This is a genomic window from Lentzea nigeriaca, assembly GCF_016907955.1.
In the GTDB taxonomy this organism is placed as follows: Bacteria; Actinomycetota; Actinomycetes; order Mycobacteriales; family Pseudonocardiaceae; genus Lentzea; species Lentzea nigeriaca.
In genome coordinates this window covers 22123-38167 of the sequence record NZ_JAFBCX010000025.1, presented here as the reverse complement: position 1 = coordinate 38167, position 16045 = coordinate 22123, and the positions used below count along the sequence as shown (strand labels likewise).

Annotated in this window: 16 protein-coding genes; 7 read left to right on the top strand and 9 right to left on the bottom strand. The window is 68.2% G+C overall.

Annotation, left to right across the window (positions count from 1 at the left end; genetic code table 11):
- Nucleotides 1-19: 19 nt before the first annotated feature.
- Together JOD27_RS41765 and JOD27_RS41760 are read left to right on the top strand one after the other, a co-directional pair.
- Entirely contained in the window at nucleotides 20-622 is a 603-nt protein-coding gene (locus JOD27_RS41765) for a hypothetical protein (protein WP_204767923.1), read from the top strand.
- 1 nt (nucleotide 623) lies between these two features.
- On the top strand, nucleotides 624-1466 hold the full coding sequence (locus JOD27_RS41760; RefSeq protein ID WP_204767922.1) for a hypothetical protein: 843 nt from the start codon (nucleotides 624-626) through the stop codon (nucleotides 1464-1466).
- Between the two features lie 409 nt (nucleotides 1467-1875).
- Here JOD27_RS41760 and JOD27_RS41755 read toward each other — a convergent pair whose 3' ends face one another.
- The 4 genes from JOD27_RS41755 to JOD27_RS41740 are packed head-to-tail and all read right to left on the bottom strand — an operon-like array spanning nucleotide 1876 to nucleotide 6282.
- Complete coding sequence (locus JOD27_RS41755; protein ID WP_204767921.1) at nucleotides 1876-4143, bottom strand: heavy metal translocating P-type ATPase; 2268 nt, start codon at nucleotides 4141-4143, stop codon at nucleotides 1876-1878.
- A complete protein-coding gene (locus JOD27_RS41750) occupies nucleotides 4140-5540 on the bottom strand; it encodes a multicopper oxidase family protein (RefSeq protein ID WP_204767920.1) in 1401 nt (466 codons plus the stop codon). Before JOD27_RS41750 ends, JOD27_RS41755 begins: the two co-directional genes overlap by 4 nt.
- Complete coding sequence (locus JOD27_RS41745; RefSeq protein ID WP_204767919.1) at nucleotides 5537-6064, bottom strand: hypothetical protein; 528 nt, start codon at nucleotides 6062-6064, stop codon at nucleotides 5537-5539. The genes JOD27_RS41750 and JOD27_RS41745 overlap by 4 nt, the downstream gene beginning before the upstream one ends.
- A gap of 17 nt (nucleotides 6065-6081) precedes the next feature.
- Nucleotides 6082-6282 carry a DUF2933 domain-containing protein gene (locus JOD27_RS41740; RefSeq protein WP_204767918.1) on the bottom strand — a complete coding sequence of 67 codons (201 nt, stop codon included), beginning with the start codon at nucleotides 6280-6282 and terminating at the stop codon, nucleotides 6082-6084.
- Between the two features lie 253 nt (nucleotides 6283-6535).
- Between JOD27_RS41740 and JOD27_RS41735 the strand changes: the two genes are divergently transcribed.
- Together JOD27_RS41735 and JOD27_RS41730 are read left to right on the top strand one after the other, a co-directional pair.
- Nucleotides 6536-7159 (top strand): SRPBCC family protein, encoded by a 624-nt coding sequence (locus JOD27_RS41735; RefSeq protein WP_204767917.1) that lies wholly within the window; start codon nucleotides 6536-6538, stop codon nucleotides 7157-7159.
- Nucleotides 7156-8379 (top strand): wax ester/triacylglycerol synthase domain-containing protein, encoded by a 1224-nt coding sequence (locus tag JOD27_RS41730; RefSeq protein WP_204767916.1) that lies wholly within the window; start codon nucleotides 7156-7158, stop codon nucleotides 8377-8379. Before JOD27_RS41735 ends, JOD27_RS41730 begins: the two co-directional genes overlap by 4 nt.
- A gap of 146 nt (nucleotides 8380-8525) precedes the next feature.
- Here the strand turns inward: JOD27_RS41730 and JOD27_RS41725 are convergent, their stop codons facing one another.
- Genes JOD27_RS41725 through JOD27_RS41715 form a run of 3 tightly spaced genes read right to left on the bottom strand, consistent with a single transcriptional unit; the run spans nucleotide 8526 to nucleotide 11064 of the window.
- Complete coding sequence (locus JOD27_RS41725; RefSeq protein ID WP_307830628.1) at nucleotides 8526-9305, bottom strand: ABC transporter permease; 780 nt, start codon at nucleotides 9303-9305, stop codon at nucleotides 8526-8528.
- A complete protein-coding gene (locus JOD27_RS41720) occupies nucleotides 9302-10213 on the bottom strand; it encodes an ABC transporter ATP-binding protein (protein WP_204767914.1) in 912 nt (303 codons plus the stop codon). The genes JOD27_RS41725 and JOD27_RS41720 overlap by 4 nt, the downstream gene beginning before the upstream one ends.
- Entirely contained in the window at nucleotides 10210-11064 is an 855-nt protein-coding gene (locus JOD27_RS41715; RefSeq protein ID WP_307830627.1) for an SAM-dependent methyltransferase, read from the bottom strand. Before JOD27_RS41715 ends, JOD27_RS41720 begins: the two co-directional genes overlap by 4 nt.
- Before the next feature lie 131 nt (nucleotides 11065-11195).
- Here JOD27_RS41715 and JOD27_RS41710 point away from each other — a divergent pair, with 131 nt between their 5' ends.
- A complete protein-coding gene (locus JOD27_RS41710) occupies nucleotides 11196-11639 on the top strand; it encodes a DUF3592 domain-containing protein (protein ID WP_204767913.1) in 444 nt (147 codons plus the stop codon).
- A gap of 172 nt (nucleotides 11640-11811) precedes the next feature.
- Here the strand turns inward: JOD27_RS41710 and JOD27_RS41705 are convergent, their stop codons facing one another.
- A complete protein-coding gene (locus JOD27_RS41705) occupies nucleotides 11812-12210 on the bottom strand; it encodes a hypothetical protein (RefSeq protein ID WP_204767912.1) in 399 nt (132 codons plus the stop codon).
- A gap of 64 nt (nucleotides 12211-12274) precedes the next feature.
- Nucleotides 12275-13804 carry a hypothetical protein gene (locus JOD27_RS41700; protein ID WP_204767911.1) on the bottom strand — a complete coding sequence of 510 codons (1530 nt, stop codon included), beginning with the start codon at nucleotides 13802-13804 and terminating at the stop codon, nucleotides 12275-12277.
- A 1241-nt stretch (nucleotides 13805-15045) separates the two neighbouring features.
- On the opposite strand from JOD27_RS41700, the gene JOD27_RS41695 reads away from it, so the two are divergent.
- Nucleotides 15046-15285 (top strand): hexameric tyrosine-coordinated heme protein, encoded by a 240-nt coding sequence (locus tag JOD27_RS41695; RefSeq protein WP_307830626.1) that lies wholly within the window; start codon nucleotides 15046-15048, stop codon nucleotides 15283-15285.
- An 8-nt stretch (nucleotides 15286-15293) separates the two neighbouring features.
- Nucleotides 15294-15734, top strand: coding sequence for a MarR family winged helix-turn-helix transcriptional regulator (locus JOD27_RS41690; protein ID WP_204767910.1), 441 nt, complete (start codon nucleotides 15294-15296; stop codon nucleotides 15732-15734).
- The last annotated feature ends 311 nt before the right edge of the window (nucleotides 15735-16045 follow it).

The following is a 16045-nucleotide window of genomic DNA, read 5'->3' as shown; positions in this document are numbered from 1 at the left end:
GCCGTCGCACTGTTGAGTCATGAGCACCACGCTGACGACCAGCACCTGGACAACCTGGTTCGCCTGGGTGACCGCCGGCGAGTTCGCAGGCTTCCTCGCCCCTGCTCTCACGGGTGCGCTGACGTCGTCCGTGCCCTTGGTCGTGCTCGCGGGCATCACCGAGGGCGCGGTGCTCGGTGCGGCGCAGTGGCTCGTCCTGCGCCGCACCCTTCCCAGGCTCGACGCCAGGGACTGGATCGGCGTCACCGCCCTGGCCGCGGGCTTCGCCTGGGCCGTCGCGATGCTCGCCGTCCACTACGGCGAACCTCTCGGCACGGTGCCGCTCGCGGTGTTGCTGCCCCTCGCCGCCGTGGCCGTCATGGGAGTTCTGCTGTCCATGAGCATCGGGCAGTGGCTGGTACTCCGCCACCACGTCGACGGTGCCTCCGCGTGGGTATGGGCCAACGCCATCGCCTGGTGCGGAGGCCTGTTCGTGTTCTCCGCCTTCACCACTCCCCTGCGGCAACCCGGCCAGGCCACCGCACTCATCGTCCTCATCGGCGCCGTCGGCGGTGCGCTGATGGCCGCCACGATGGCCGCCATCACCGGCGCCGCCCTCGTCCGCCTCCTGTTCGGACGCTGACATGACTGCCGCACCCGCCTCCACAGCGGCGTCCCGGCTGAGGCCACTGTGGACAGACCTGGCCACCTGGTCGCTGGCGGGCGTGCTCGTGGCCGCCACGCTGTACGGACTGCTCTCCGAGCGCGCCTACCGGCTGGACCGCGCACTGCAGCTCGAGTCGATGGCCCAGGACGTCCTCACCCTGGCGATCGTCCCCGTGTTCGTCTGGGCAGGCCACCGCAGTCGCACGGGTTCGCTACCAGGACATCTGCTGTGGCTCGGACTGCTCGGCTACATCGCCTACACCTACCTCGTCTACGCCTTCGGGGTGCCGCACAACTCGGCGTTCCTGCTCTACGTGGCCGCGGTAACGCTCTCGCTGGCCGCGCTGATCGACGGCGTCGCGCGAATCGACGTTCGCCGGGTACCGCTCGATCGACACGTCCGCACCGGCTGGTTCCTGATCGTCGTCGGTCTCGCGTTCGCCGGCTTGTGGCTCTCCGACATCGTGCCGACCATCGGCGGCGGTCTGCCCGGCACGATCGGTGTCGGTGAGCTGCCGTACCCGGTCTACGTGCTCGACCTCGCGATCGCCCTGCCAGCGATCATCGCGACCGGCGCCGCTCTCGTCCGAGGTCACGTGGCCGCACCCGTGCTCGGTGCCGTCGTGCTCGTCAAGGTCCTGACACTCGGCCTCGCCATCTGGGCAATGGCGATCGCGTTGCTCCTCAACGACCATCAGCCCAACTGGCCGGTCGCAGGTTTGTTCGCCGTGATGATCGCCGTTTGTGCCGCGATCTTGTGGCGCGGCCATCGGCACCTCACCGCGGCTTCAGGATGGCTCCGTCCAACGCTCTGGCAGTGACACGGGGCCTTCGACGCTCCCACGACGCATCAAAGGAAGGGTCATCGTCGTCGTGTGCATCGCCCTGCTGGTCCAGCTCGTCGTGCTGGTGCGGCTCGTGGTCACCGGAAGTACCCACGGCCGAACCGGGCGGCATCAAAGATCACCCGCGCCTGGGACGCGATCCAGGTACCGATCGGCTCTGATCGCCCGTCCAGAACTGTGCGAGCCGAGCCAACCGGTTCACAGGAGCGGACACCACGGCCGAGCCAGACAAGATCGGACTCACCGACCACCTTTGCGAGAACCTGCGCGCCGACGTGCTGGCGTTCGACCTGGCGGTGCTCGTCGGGTCCTCGACGAGAGGACGGACGGCATCCTCGGGATCAGCAGGCACGACGTTCACAAGCCGCGTGCGACTGATGAACGGTCAACTGGTCGGTAGCCGCAGTCGCTTGAGCGCCAGGGCGTTGACCGCGACGATGACGCTCGACCCAGACATCGACAACGCGGCGATCTCGGGCCGGAGCATGAGTCCGAAGGCCGGTTCGAACACTCCGGCCGCGATGGGCAGCGCGATGGTGTTGTAGCCGATCGCCCAGCCGAGGTTCTGCCTCATCTTGCGCAGGGTGCCGCGGCCGATGCGCAACGCGATCGGGACGTCGAGCGGGTCGGAGCGCATCAGCACCACGTCGGCGGTCTCGATGGCCACGTCGGTCCCGGCTCCGATGGCGATGCCGAGATCGGCCTGGGCCAGGGCGGGCGCGTCGTTGACGCCGTCGCCGACCATGGCGACGCGCCGGCCACCAGACTGCAGCTCCGCCACCTTCGCCGCCTTGTCGCCGGGCAGCACCTCGGCGATCACGGTGTCGATGCCCAGCTGCCCCGCGATGCGTTCGGCCGTCGCGTGGTTGTCGCCGGTCAGCATCACGACCTCGACGCCGAGGTCGTGCAGCGCCTGCACGGCGGCGACCGAGGTTTCCCTTGGCGCGTCGGCGATACCGATCACCGCGGCGGCTACACCGTCGACGGCGGCCAGCACCGCGGTCCGCCCGGTGGCGGCGAGTTCGTCCCGGCGGCTCGCCAACGGGCCGAAGTCCACTCCTTCCCGTTCGAGCAGGCGCCGGTTGCCGACGATCACCCGTCGTCCGCCGACGTCCGCGATCGCGCCATGTCCCGGGACGTTCTCGAACCGCGCCGCCCGCACCCCGTCGAGATCGCCGGCGCGGCGGACGATCGCCTCGGCGAGCGGGTGCTCCGACTCGCGTTCGACGGCGGCGACGAGGCGCAGCAGCTCGTCCTCTCCGAAGCCGTCGGTGATCACGTCGGTGACCTCCGGCTCGCCCTTGGTGAGCGTGCCGGTCTTGTCCATCACCACGACCTCGATGCGGGCGGAGGTCTCGAGTGCCATGGCGTTCTTGAACAACACACCGCGTTTCGCGCCGAGCCCGGTGCCGACCATGATCGCGGTCGGGGTGGCGAGCCCGAGCGCGTCGGGGCAGGTGATCACCACGACGGTGATGGCGAACAGCATGGCCGTCGCGAAGGAAGCACCGGACAGCAACCAGGCCGCGAGCGTGAGACCCCCGCCGACGAGTGCCACGAGCACCAGCCAGAACGCCGCCCGGTCCGCGAGCCGCTGGCCAGGCGCCTTGGAGTTCTGGGCTTCCTGCACGAGTTTGACGATCTGCGCGAGCGCCGTGTCGGAGCCGATCTTGGTCGCCCTGACCCGCAACGTGCCGTTGGCGTTGATCGTGGCGCCGACGACGACCGAGCCGGGAGCCTTGTGCACGGGCAGGCTCTCGCCGGTGACCATCGACTCGTCGACCTCGGACTCGCCTTCCTCGACGACACCGTCCACAGCGATCTTCGCGCCGGGCCGCACGAGCAACAGGTCACCGACGACGACCTCGGCCGTGGGCACCTCGACGGGCTCGCCGTCGCGCAGCACGACCGCCTTGGGCGGCGCGAGGTCGAGCAGCGTGCGGATCGCGTCGTTCGCGCCACCCCTCGCCCGCATCTCGAACCAGTGTCCCAACAGGACGAACGCGGCCAGCACGGTCGCGGCCTCGTAGAAGACCTCTCCCCCACCGGTCAGCGTGATCACGACGGAGTACAGCCAGCCCGCGCCGACCGCGACGGCCACGAGCACCATCATGTCGAGCGTCCTCGCCCGCAACGCCCGCCAGCCGCCGTCGAAGAAGATCCAGCACGAGTAGAAGATCACCGGCAGGCTCAGCAGCAACGACCACACGTCCGCTCGCATCCCGAACGGCGTGGGCAGGTGCAGCCCGAACACCTCGGTGCCGATCGGCGACCACAGCACGATCGGGATGGAGAACAGCACCGCCACCAGGAACCGGTTGCGCATGTCGGCGACCATCGCGGCCATCGACATTCCCGCATGGCCACCGTGACCCATCATCTCGTGCGGCGAGTGCTCGGCTCCCGGTTCCGCGGTGGGATCGCAGATGTGGTGCGGCACCGACTGACCGGCGCAGTGGTAGCCGCAGTCGATCACCCATTGCCGCAGTTGCGCCACGGACGTCACGTCCGGGTCGAAGTGCACGGTCGCCGTCTGCGCCGCCGCGTTGACCTCGACGCGATGCACGCCTGGTTGCCTGCCGAGCTTGGCGTCGACGACGTTCTGCTCGCTGGCGTAGTGCAGACCGCTGACGTCCAGCACCACGGAGTTCATCGCTGCTCCTCGTAGCCGAGCACGGTCATCATCCCGGCTTCGGCGTGGTAGGCGTTGTGACAGTGGACCATCCACTGGCCGGGGTTGTCCGCGTCGAACTCGCACGCCACGGTCTGACCGGGCAGCACGATCGCGGTGTCCTTGCGCGGGCCGTTCATCTGGAACGTGTGGCCGTGCAGGTGCATGGGGTGCCACATCATCGTGGTGTTGACGAACTCCAGGCGCACGCGCTGTCCACTTCGGACTCTCTGCAGGCCGTCCGAGCGACCGTTGACGCCCCACTCGTAGCTCATCATCCCCCCGGTCAGCTCCAGCCGGTGCACCACATCCGGCCGTCGCTGCGCCAGCGGCGCCGTGGTCTTGAGCTCGTCGTATCCCACGAGCTTGCCGCGCAATTCGTCCGGCCGCACCTCGGGCCCCGGCGACGCGCCAGCACCGGTGCGCACGACGGCCAGCCCCGCGCCGTTCTTGCCTTCCGCGACAGCCACGAGCGGAAACGCGCCGTCGGCGAGCGTTACCAGCACGTCGTAGCGCTCGCCCATGCCGATGACCAGGGCGTCGGTGTCAACCGGGGCGACGGGGAAGCCGTCGGTGTGCGTCACCGTCAGGCGATGTCCGCCCAGCGCGACGCGGTAGGCGGTGTCCGCGCCGGCGTTGACGAGCCGGATCCGGACGCGTTGCCCTGGTTTCGCGGCGAACGTGACGGGTGCGGCCGCGATCCGGCCGTTGACCAGGTGGTGCGGATGGGCCACGTCACCGCCGAGCTCGGCCGCGCCGTGCATCATGTGCCCGCTGCGCTTCCGCAGGCCCGCGAGCACCTGGTCCGGGTCGGTGCCGGTGCCGTCGAGCCAGTCGTCCAGCACGACCACCCACTCCGCGTCGTACGCACCGGGTTCGGCCGGGTCCTCCACGATCAGCGGGGCGTACAGGCCGCGGTCGAGCTGGGTGCCGGTGTGCGGGTGGAGCCAGTGCGTGCCCGGCGCGGGCACGACGAACCGGTAGGTGAAGTCCTCCCCCGGCCTGATCGCGTTCTGGGTCACCGGAGGCACGCCGTCCATGTCGTTGCGCAACGCCAGCCCGTGCCAGTGCACCGACGTGTCCGCGGGCAGCCGGTTCACCACCTTCGCCTCGATCAGGTCACCGGCGCCGACGCGGATCTCCTTGCCGGGCAACACCCCGTCGTAGCTCCAGGTGCGCACCACCGGGCCGCCCAGATCGATCTGCCCTTCCGTCGCGGTCAACGTGACCGCACGGGTGCGGCCGGTGCCGCCACGGGCCGTCTCGGTGCGGTTGACCACCGGATCGGTAGGCAGGACCAACGGGTTCCCGGCACCGGAGCACCCGGCGATCCCGAGGACGGTCGCGCCGAGGAAGGCTCTGCGGGTGAAGGGGCTCATGCGGTCGCGTTCCGGAACAGCCCGGCCGCCAGCACGCCGAGCCCGAGCAGCCAGCCCAGGCCCAGCAACAACGCCCCGGTCTCGTCGAAGCTCGTGGTCAGCCCGCCGTCGAGCAGCACGCGGTCGGCGCCGTAGCCGGGCAGGAAGCGTGCCCAGTCCGGTGGTTCCGCCCGCAGCATCGGGCTCTGCGCGATGCCGATGTCGAGGAACGGCACCAGGAACGCGATCAGCACGGCGCCCGACGCGCCGATGACCGGTGCCAGGTCTGTGATGTGGCGGGCGCAGCCCGCAGCTGAGGCCCCCGCGCCGCCACCTGCCGCCGCGCGCACGTCGGCGTGCAGCCGCTTGCGCCGGCGCAGTTCGACGAAGAGTCCTATCTGTGTACCGAACCCGCCGACGATCAGCACGAGCCAGGGCCAGTCCTCGGCCGTCTGCCGCCCCAGGTGCTCGAGGCCGCCCGCGAAGCCGACGACCAGCGCGTAGAACGCCACGAGGGCAGCAGCCGCCAGGACTCCTGCAGGCACCGCGCCCCTCGCCGTCATCACGGTCGGCCGGTGGTGTGGCGGTCGCGGTCCTGCTGATCGGATCCACCGTGGCCACCCATCATGAACATCATCATCAGGGGGCAGGCCAGGACGAACAGGCCGAGCAACATCGTCTGGACCGGAACTCCGGCGAAGGCGAGGCCGACGATCAGGATCGCGAGTGCGATCGCGTACAGCCCGAAGTGGTAGCGCTTCACGACGTCCTCCTCTGCTACCTGGACGTCTTCGAGCATCGACGCTTGAACCGGCGGCCATCAGAGCAGCTCGTCGCGACCGGCGGAGTCTGAAGGCCCCACCGGGGACCGGCCTAGGTCCCTGTCTCCGTCCTACGACGTCACTTAGGAGGTTCTTATCCACTGAAAGCCATCCTGCGCTATCGAACGGACGGCCTTGCCAGGTCGGGTCCAACGACTCTGAGTGAACGGCACGTGCCGAAGCACCGTAGAAGACATGAAGACGTCCAAGATCGCGGGATTGGTAGTGGGCGCCACCGCCGCGGCGGTGGCGTCGTATCCGCTGTTGTGGCGCGAATGGTGCCTGACCTGGGGCGCGACCGAGCGAGAGGCTCATGCCACGTTGCCCGGCGACGACCTCCTGCCCCAACCTGACCTGCTGACCACCCGCGCGATCACGGTCGAGGCGCCTCCCAGCCGGATCTGGCCGTGGCTGGTGCAGATGGGCAGCGGGCGGGGCGGCGCCTACACCTACGACTGGATCGAGAACCTGTTCGGCCTCGACATGCACAGCGCCGACGAGATCCTTCCGCAGTTCCAGGACCTGCACGTCGGTGACGTCCTGCCGGTCGGGGAAGGTGGCCCCAAGCTGCTGGTGGAGATTCTCGAACCCGATCACGCGCTCGTGCTGCGTTCCGACGACGGGCGGTGGGTCTGGGCGTTCGTGCTGTACGAGATCCCAGGCGGGACCAGGCTGATCAGCCGCAACCGCATCGCCGTTCCTGACGCGTCGCTGCCGGTCCGGTGGTTCAACCAGCTCGTGATGGAGCCGGGAAGCCTGGTGATGGAGCAGAAGATGTTGCGCGGCATCAAACAGCGTGCCGAACGGTACCTCCGATGATCGACCGGACAAGTCCCGACGACATGGTGTCGCTGGCCTCGGACATGCAGGTCGGCGCAGTGGTCGTACTCGAACGGGATCCTGGCGACGTCGAATCGCTGCTCGCGGACCGGGTCCGGGCTGTTCCGCGGTTGCGCCGACGCCTGGTCAGGACGCCGTTCGGATGCGGCCGCCCCGTCTGGGTCGACGACGCCGGCTTCGACATCACCAAGCACTTGGGCCGGATGGTCTGCCCTGCTCCTGGCAACGAGGTGGCGTTGCTGGACATCGCCTCGGCGCTGGTGATTCGCCCGTTGCCCCGGTCGTCCCCGCTCTGGTCGGCGACGCTGGTCACCGGGCTGGCCGAGAACAAGGCGGCGCTGGTCCTGGTGTTCCACCACGTGTTGTCCGACGGCATCGGCGGCCTCGCCGTGCTGGCGAATCTGGTCGACGGGGCGCCCCATGCAGAAACCGCGCCCTTTCCCGCTCCCGCTCCTTCCCGTCGCGAACTCGCCAAGGACGCCTGGACCGCCCGGCTGAGGCTGCCTGGCCGCGGGCCGTTCGCCGGGTTGCAGTGGCCGTCCGCCGGTTCGCGCTGCTCCCTGAACCAGCCGACCGGCCCGCGGCGGAAGCAGACCATGGCACAGGCCAGCGTTTCCCGGTTGCACGCCGCCGCACACCGCTGCGGCGGCACGGTCAACGATGCCCTGCTCGCCGCCGTCATGGGTGCACTGGGCACGGTGCTGACCAAGCGCGGCGAGCACGCCGACGAACTGATCGTCTCGGTCCCCGTGTCCACGCGCCGCTCGACCACGGCCGCTCACCTCGGCAACAGCACCGCCGTCATGCCGGTCGCGCTGCCGACCGACGGCGACATCTGGTCACGTCTGACCCGGATTGCCGCCATCACCCGGTCACACAAGAAATCGGTCAGCTCGGCCACGCCGATCTTCCGGACGTTGAAGGCGATCGGGATGGCGGACTGGTTCATGAACCACCAACGCCTGGTGCACACCTTCGTCACGAACGTGCACGGTCCTGATCACGCCATGCGCCTGGGCGGCGCACTCGTCCTCGACCTCATCCCGTTGTCGGCCACCACCGGCAACGTGACCGTGGCGTTCGCGGCCTTGTCCCACATGGACACGTTCACCGTCACAGTGGTCGCCGATCCCGATCATGTGCCCGACCTGCTCGTGCTCACCGAGACCCTGCAGGCCGAGCTCGACCTGCTCGGCTGACTGCCTCAACACCGCGACCAACTCGGCGCTCCGTCCCTGCTCCGGCACGACTCCGTCTACGAACCACGCCCTCACTGCAGGTGCTCACTCACCCAACCCAGCACATCACCGAGCACGCCCGACGGCGGTCGTGCCCGGTTGGTCGCTCAACGGTCGTGATCGGCCTGGCGCCACCAGAGTGCCGTTCCCGCCGCGCCTGCCGCGCCGACCAGGACCACCAGTACGACGCCGAGCGTGCCGGGTGATGGTTGGTCGGGGCCGGCCAGCCCGCTGAACAACGCTGGTACCGACCAGGGGAAGTACTGGCCGTAGCCGAGCGCGGCGACGATCTGGGCGCAGAACACGGCGGCGATCATGACGCCCACTCCGGGCAGGTAACCGCGCCCGACGCAGGCCGCGAACGCGACAGGTGTCGTGAGCAGCACCGTCAGGAGCGCGACCGCACCGACCTGCAGCAACCCGCTGAACACCTGGACCGTCGACCAGCCCGGCAGGCGGAGCACGGTGCCGATCAGCAGTCCCAGCACGAGCAGCTGCGCCGTCAGCAGCAGGCACCAGGCGGCGACGACGGTGAACTTCGCGGCGACGATCGTGACGCGCGGCGTGGGCAATGCCAGGAGGTCCTTGACGGTGTACTGGCTGAACTCGCGGCCGAAGGTCCAGATCTCGACGAGGCCGAACACGATCATCCCGCCGACCGCGGTGCTCTGTGCCAGGAACGACAGGTAGGTCGGCCAGTCCGCGGCGCCGCCCGCCAGCGACGCCTTGGTGCCGATCAGCCCGATCGACCGCGCCCGTTCCTGGTCTTGCAGGATGAACATGAACAGGCCGCCCACCAGGGCGACGACGGTGAACGCGAGCGCGGTCACCCAGGGCACGCGCGAGCGGCGTGCCTTGAGCAGCTCGGTCGCCAGCACGTTGATCACGGCTCCACCACCCTCAGGAAGAACGTCTCGAGGTCGTCCTGTTCGACGGCGAGGCGATACGGCGGGCATCCGGCGGCGACGAGAACTCCTGCCACGGCCTCCGGCTCGCCGATCGCGCGTGGATCAGTGAGCACGATCTGGTCACCCTCGCTGTGGATCGCGTCGAAACCCGCTGCCCGCAAGGCTTTCTCCGCGGCGACGCGGTCGCGAGCCGACACGCTCAACCGCTGCCGGACGTGCTCGGCGAGGTCTACCGCCGCGATCTCGCGGACGAGGCGTCCGTGGTGGATGACGCCGATGCGGGTGGCGAGCCGGGCGACTTCGGTGAGGATGTGGCTGGACAGCAGCACGGTGACGCCCTGGTCGCGGCTCAGTTCGTGCAGGAGGTCGCGGATCTCGGCGACGCCGGCGGGGTCGAGGCCGTTGGCGGGCTCGTCGAGGATCAGCAGTTCCGGTTGGTGCAGCAGGGCTTTGGCCAGGCCGAGCCGTTGCGCGTTGCCCAGCGACAGCGTGCGGGCCCGGTTGCGCGCGTACGGGGTCAGCCGAAGCCGCTCGATCACGTCGTCCACCTGACGGCGTCCCCGCAACCCGCGCAGGCGGGCGGCGACCGTCAGGTTCTCCGTCACGGTGAGATCCGGGTACGCAGCCGGTGTCTCCACCAGATAGCCGACCCGCGACCACACGCTGTGCGCGCCAGGCCGTATCTCGGAGCCCAGCACCGTGACGCTGCCACCGGTCGGGCGCACCATGCCCAGCAGCATCCGGATCGCCGTCGTCTTGCCCGCACCGTTCAGTCCGAGCAGAGCGTAGATCTCACCGGCGGCGATCCGCAGCGACACGTCATCCACCGCGACGACCTCGCCGTAGCGCTTGGTCAGTCCATTCGCGACGATCACCGGGGCCGTCATGTCGTCGTCTTGACGCAGTAGACCGTGCGCTCGATCTCCGACACGGGCAACATCCGGCCGGACGACTCCAAGAACCGCTCGGCGAACTCCTGCGGCCCCAACTGCTCGACCTCCGCCCACCCATACGGCGTGAGGAAGCCGGCCACCTCGTCCGGTAGCAGCCCGAACTTCCACAGGCGCCGCTTGACCACGAACTCGCGGTAGGCCGCCTCGCCACCGAACATGGTGGTTCCGTCGAGGAAGTCCTTGCGCACGAACGTGAACACGAGCTCGCTGCCCACCGGCGCCTGGGCGAGGAAGTCGAACATCTCGCGCACCGCATCCTCGGTCAGGTACTGCGTGACCGCCTCCCACACGAAGAACACCGGCTGGTCGGTGCGATATCCGTGCTCTGCCAGGACATCGGCGATCCGCTGCCGCTCGAAGTCGATCGGCACCAGCGTGACACCGGCGGGAACGCTGCCGAAGACAGCCCGCAACCGCTCCCGCTTGCTCGCCACGTTCACGGGAAGATCGACCTCGAACACCCGCCGTTCACCAGCGCGGCACCCCCGCGTGTCGAACCCGGCGCCGAGCACGACGACGGTGCTCGCACCGCTCGCGTCGAGCTGCTCGTCGATGTACCGCTTGCGGCACAACATGCCGGCCCACAGGCCGGGAATCTTCTTCTCGGTCGCGGCGAACAGCAGGGTGCGCACCGGCCGCCACCGAGCGGCGGCCACGGCAAGCCGTCCGGCGGCGGGCAGCATCCGCGCCGCGTGGTCGTCCCGCACCAGCGGGTGTTCGTCGAACTGGTCCACAGCGGCGATGACCATCGGACCGACGGCCGTGCCCGCGACGGTGCTGCCCACTCGAAGCTCCTTGAAGTCGGCGTCGTACTGACATCGCCGACCAGGCTTCCCGGCACACCTGCGGAGGATTCTACAACCCGCACCGCCGCCCGGTTAGGCTGTTTCGTCGGTGTGCCGTGGGGGAGGTCGACATGCGTCGGGATCTCGGCATCGTGCTTGCCGGCGTCGTCCTGCTGGTTTTGTTCTCGATCGGGGCTGTTCTGCTCGAAGATCGCCACGCCGCGTTCGAGGCCCGCGGCACGCGGGTGACCGGTGTCCTGGTGGCGGTGCAGCACGAAATCCGCGGCGTGCTGACCGCCGATGTCCGCTACCGCGTCGCAGGCGTCGACCGAAAGGGATCGGTCCAGCTCGACTACACCTACACGGAGGCGAAACCGGGCGATCCGGTCACCGTGATCTACGACCCGTCCGCCCCTGACGAGATCGCCGTGCCGGGCATCGCCAACGACCCGGTGTGGGCGATGTACGTGATGGTTGTGCTGCTGCTCGGTGGACTGGGCGCCTTCGTCGGCGGTGTGACCCGGCTGCTCCGTGCCGCCTTCGCACGCCGCCGACGCGGTCGTCGTCGCCGTTGAACTGCTCTGGCAGGAATTGCTTCGCCGAGTCTCTTACGGCATCTTTGCGCGTGGCGCGCCGGGAAGTCTGGTCGGCACGGCCTGTCCGCGTGGTGCGAGAAACCCGATTGCATCCGACCACCGCCGGATCCGCGAAACCCTTGTACAACCGGGTGACGCGTCGCATGGACCTTCACCTGGGCGGGGTCGGCGCGTCGCGGACACCGGAGTCGAAGGATACTTCCACGGTGGTGAAGTGGCTCGTGTCGACGTGCACGTCGACCGGTTGCGCGATCGGCAGCGGTGTTCCGGAGAGATTCGTGGCGTGCAGCGTGTAGTCACCCGGCGCCAGCGCGATGTGGAACCGTCCGTCCTCACCGCTGTTGATCGTGACGACCGCTTCGCCGGAACCTGCTCGGGTCACCTCGATCCGGGCGGACAGCGGCTTGTCCGGGCACGGTGGCGCATCACGAGCCGGTGGACACCCACCGTCCACCATCGTCGTGCCTTCGACACCGGAGTGCTGCGGAGAAGCTGGTTTCTGTCCGCAACCGGCCGCCATCAGCACCAGCACCGCGATCAGGACCTTCATCGGATGCACCACCGCGACATCGGGAAGGGGGCGGGCCGTCGTCGGCCCGCACCCCGTCAGCCTGTCAGGAGAAGAGCACGTTGTGCGGTTCCGAGTAAGCGCCTGCGGCGCCGCAGTTTCCTCCGGTGATCGCGTAGCCCGCGGCGACCCATTGGGCCGGGTTCGCCTTGTAGGTGCGCACCGTCAGGTAGTCACCCCAGCGGTAGAGCCCGCCGCTGGAGGTGCAGGTGTTCCCGGCGCCCCACAGGTAGTAGTTCGGGGAGGTGTCGATCGCGCTGGCCGGTGAGTTGTTCACCGCCGCACCGGGGTAGTAGTGCGTGGTGCCCGTGCCGCCGCCCCACGCGAACGTGCTGCCGACGCGGCCGGCGCTGTTGGGCGCCATGGACATGAACTGGATCGCACCCCAGCCGCCCCACTGGTCACCGGCACCGATGTAGGCCTTGGTCGACTCGTTGAACCACACGATCCTCGTGTACGGGAACGGGTGCGAGGCGTCCTGCTTGGCGTTGAAGGAGAATCCCAGGACGCCGCTCGCCCGGTACGCACCGAGCGTGCGGGAGTCGGCGAACTGGCACCAGTTCTTCACCACGCCGTCCGTGCTGCCGCAGTTCTGCCCGCTGTTACGGGTGAAGAAACCGTACGACGCCACGGTGCGGTCCCAGAAGAAGTAGGTGCCGGAGTTCTCCGCCCACGAGTAGATGCGGAACGACGAGCCGTTGGTCTGTCCCCAGTTGCTGCCCCAGAACAGGGTGTCGGTGGAGCCGGGGACGAGCTTGAAGGTGAAGCTGTCAGTGCGGTTGAGGAAGTTGTAGCTGAACCCGCTGCAGGTGCTCATCGGGACCTTCGGCAGCCGCACGATCGCCGAGCCCTGCGGTCCGGACGTCGGGAAGAAGTTGGTCGAGATGGCCACGAAGCTGTTGGTGATCGTGATGTCGTTGTAGTCCAGCGTGGTGCCCGCCGCCAAACCGAACCACGTCGCGTCGATGTTCCAGTAGCACCAGCTGGTGAACGCACCCGCGCCGGCCGCGGACGCGTTGGCGATCACCAGGTGGTTGTCGAACTGCAGCAACCAGAACTGGCGACCCGTCGCGGCGTCGTACTGGGTCACCTGGTCGCAGCAGAACCCGCTGCCGAACAACGTGAACGGATCGAGGAAGTTCCACGTCGCCCCGTTGTTCGTCGACCGGGTCGCGTACCAGTTGCCGGTCTGGAAGATGTTGCCGCCGTTGGCATCCGTGCTCGGCTCCTGCACGAACGACGAGAACGACGCACCACCAGAAATCCCGCTCGCCGGGATCGCCGAGTTGCGCAGCACGCTCGCGGTCGCGGTGCTGATCCCGCCGGGCACCGCCATCTCCGGCCCCAGCGCACCGTGGCGCGGCTCCGGCCCCTGCTTGCCGAGGTTGGCGGTGTGGTTGTCCTTCTCCTGCTTGCGCGCCGTGAGTTCGGCGGCCTGCGCAGCGGTATAGCTGCGCGGCTGGTCCGACACCGCCGCCTTCACACGTGCTCCCGCCGCCACAGCACGGGTCTGCGTACCGTTGATCCGCACCGGCGCCGCACTACTGACCGCCGGTGCGGACAACGTGCCGGCCACGAGCACGCTAATCGCGAAAATTAGCGTACGTCTACCACGGTATTCGTTACGAAATGACATATAACGCATGTGCCCCTCGCTCCACTGGTTGAGACAGGGTCCACAGAAGCGTCACGTGGCAGCTGTTACACAAACAGGGACCAAGGGCCCGACTTGCACTCACCGATCCGAATGCGATGCATCAGCTTCTCTCATAGCGTGTGGAATGAACGCATTCGACAGCAAATTGAGCGCCGATACAACCTGAAGCGCCGCGCCGCTAGGCCTCACCAGCATCGGACCGCCTGACAAGAGATCAAGCCAACTCACGCCTGGCCGCACCGCACGGCCACCGGACCAACCCGATCTCCGCCATTTGCCATGCACATTCTGAAGGTTGCTACGGGCAATTGGTGCACTCGCTGGCACCGTGCATCCTAATGCACTGCAGCGGACAGCCTGTTGGCCGATTCTCCGTTAGGCCTGCGTGACCGGCCAAATGGTGGTTGCACATTGCGGCAGCACCGTTTCTGGTATCCAGAGTCTGGGGCGCCGACCTCTCTTGATGCAGTGGCAAGGGCTACTGACGAATCGGCCGGGTGCGAGAAAATCCGTAGCTACACGAGCTACGCCCGGTGGGGCTGACCTGGTCTATCAGGCTGCCGCAGGTTCATACTTGTTGATCAAGCCGCCGAGTACTTGCCAGCGACGTAACGGACCCACGGCAGGGCGCTGCGATCGGGCGATCGGGTTGCGGTGGCTGTGGTGTCGCGCTTGATGTGGCCGCCGGTCGTCGGCCCGCCCTGCGCCCTGGTGCGCCTGCCTCGGAACCTGTCCAGGGTCGGCCGCGTGTCGCAATGGCCGAGTGGACGTTCATCACGCACGGGACCCGGCCGCCGGCATCGGCCCGTTCCTCCCTGTAGTCCACAATGGACAGTTGCCCGTCGGCGTCCTGCACAGCGTCGAACTCACGACGACGATGTTCTCCAGCGGGCCCTGCAGCTGCCGATGAATCGTCGACGCCAGCGCACGAACCGCCACGAACGGTGGCTACCACGTGGAATTCGACCCGGCGCCTGACCTCCCCACCGTGGTGGTGCAGCGACCAGTGGCGGCGACACGCCCTGTCGGGTGGATGCGTCACGCGTTCGGGATGCCGCACCTGGATGTCGTGCTTCATGCGGCTTATCCAGGCTTGACGGTCCTTTGGATAACGTGCTAATCATTAACGCGTTAACCATCTGTGGGAAGGATGACGAATCGTGGGAGCCGCGGTGGAACTGGTGCCTGGAGGGTCGTTGCTCACCGACACGCCCGAAGAGGGGCGCGCATTGGCCGTTAGGCTGGCCCGCCTGAGCGTGAAGACCACGCAGCCGGACGCCGAGGTGCGCGGGCGGCTGCGCACGGTCTACGCGGAGAACGCCGACTCGCTCATCGCCGTGGCGCAGGTGGTGGCGATCGAATTCGCTACTATCGCGGCGGCCAACAACTACTGGCGCTGACGACCACCATGGCGGACCCCATCGCTCACCGGCTGCACGACCAGCCGTGCTTCGCCCTGTACACCACCGTGCAGGCGATTCAGCGCGCGTACCGCCCGCTGCTCGAGCCGATCGGGTTGACCTATCCGCAGTACGTGGTGATGCTGTCGCTGTGGGAACGGGACGGTGTGAGTGTCGTCGAGCTGAGTCGCCGCACCACGCTCGACTCGCCGATGCTCACCCCCATCCTCAAGCGGCTGCAGCAAAAGGGCCTGATCGCCCGCACGAGGAACGCAGCTGACGAGCGCAAGCTCGTGGTCACACTGACCGAGGCGGGTCGCGCCCTGCAGCGGGACGCATGGGACATCCCGGCTCGCATGGTGTGCGAGGTAGGGCTGTCCGAGGAAGACCAACGAGTGCTGCACCGGTTGTGCACAGGCATTCAGCAATCGCTCGGCTCAGGCCGGTGAGGACAGCGACACCCCAAACGCCGGGAACGGCACCATTTCCCGGCGCACCGTGTCCCAGCCTGTGCACTCCGCCGAGATGCCGCCCTTGAGTGTTTGGCGCGGACTGATCGCTTTGTGAGACGTCATCAGCGGGCGATGGCACACGAGCGAGGGAAGAGTGCGGTTCCTCCAAGACCGGACACCATGGTTTCATGCCACGGCTCGGTCGACATGGAAACCCCGCTGTTTCGCGCTGTTGGCCTCGCGCGCAGCAACCTCTGCCTCTCCTTGACGTTGCCGTATGCGATGGTGATGGGCCAAGAGTCCGGGCG

Coding starts and splice junctions, on each gene's coding strand:
- JOD27_RS41710 (WP_204767913.1), top strand. CDS start 11,196: ATGCGTCGGGATCTCGGCATCGTGCTTGCCGGCGTCGTCCTGCTGGTT.
- JOD27_RS41690 (WP_204767910.1), top strand. CDS start 15,294: ATGGCGGACCCCATCGCTCACCGGCTGCACGACCAGCCGTGCTTCGCC.
- JOD27_RS41705 (WP_204767912.1), bottom strand. CDS start 12,210: ATGAAGGTCCTGATCGCGGTGCTGGTGCTGATGGCGGCCGGTTGCGGA.
- JOD27_RS41760 (WP_204767922.1), top strand. CDS start 624: ATGACTGCCGCACCCGCCTCCACAGCGGCGTCCCGGCTGAGGCCACTG.
- JOD27_RS41755 (WP_204767921.1), bottom strand. CDS start 4,143: ATGAACTCCGTGGTGCTGGACGTCAGCGGTCTGCACTACGCCAGCGAG.
- JOD27_RS41735 (WP_204767917.1), top strand. CDS start 6,536: ATGAAGACGTCCAAGATCGCGGGATTGGTAGTGGGCGCCACCGCCGCG.
- JOD27_RS41765 (WP_204767923.1), top strand. CDS start 20: ATGAGCACCACGCTGACGACCAGCACCTGGACAACCTGGTTCGCCTGG.
- JOD27_RS41730 (WP_204767916.1), top strand. CDS start 7,156: ATGATCGACCGGACAAGTCCCGACGACATGGTGTCGCTGGCCTCGGAC.
- JOD27_RS41720 (WP_204767914.1), bottom strand. CDS start 10,213: ATGACGGCCCCGGTGATCGTCGCGAATGGACTGACCAAGCGCTACGGC.
- JOD27_RS41750 (WP_204767920.1), bottom strand. CDS start 5,540: ATGAGCCCCTTCACCCGCAGAGCCTTCCTCGGCGCGACCGTCCTCGGG.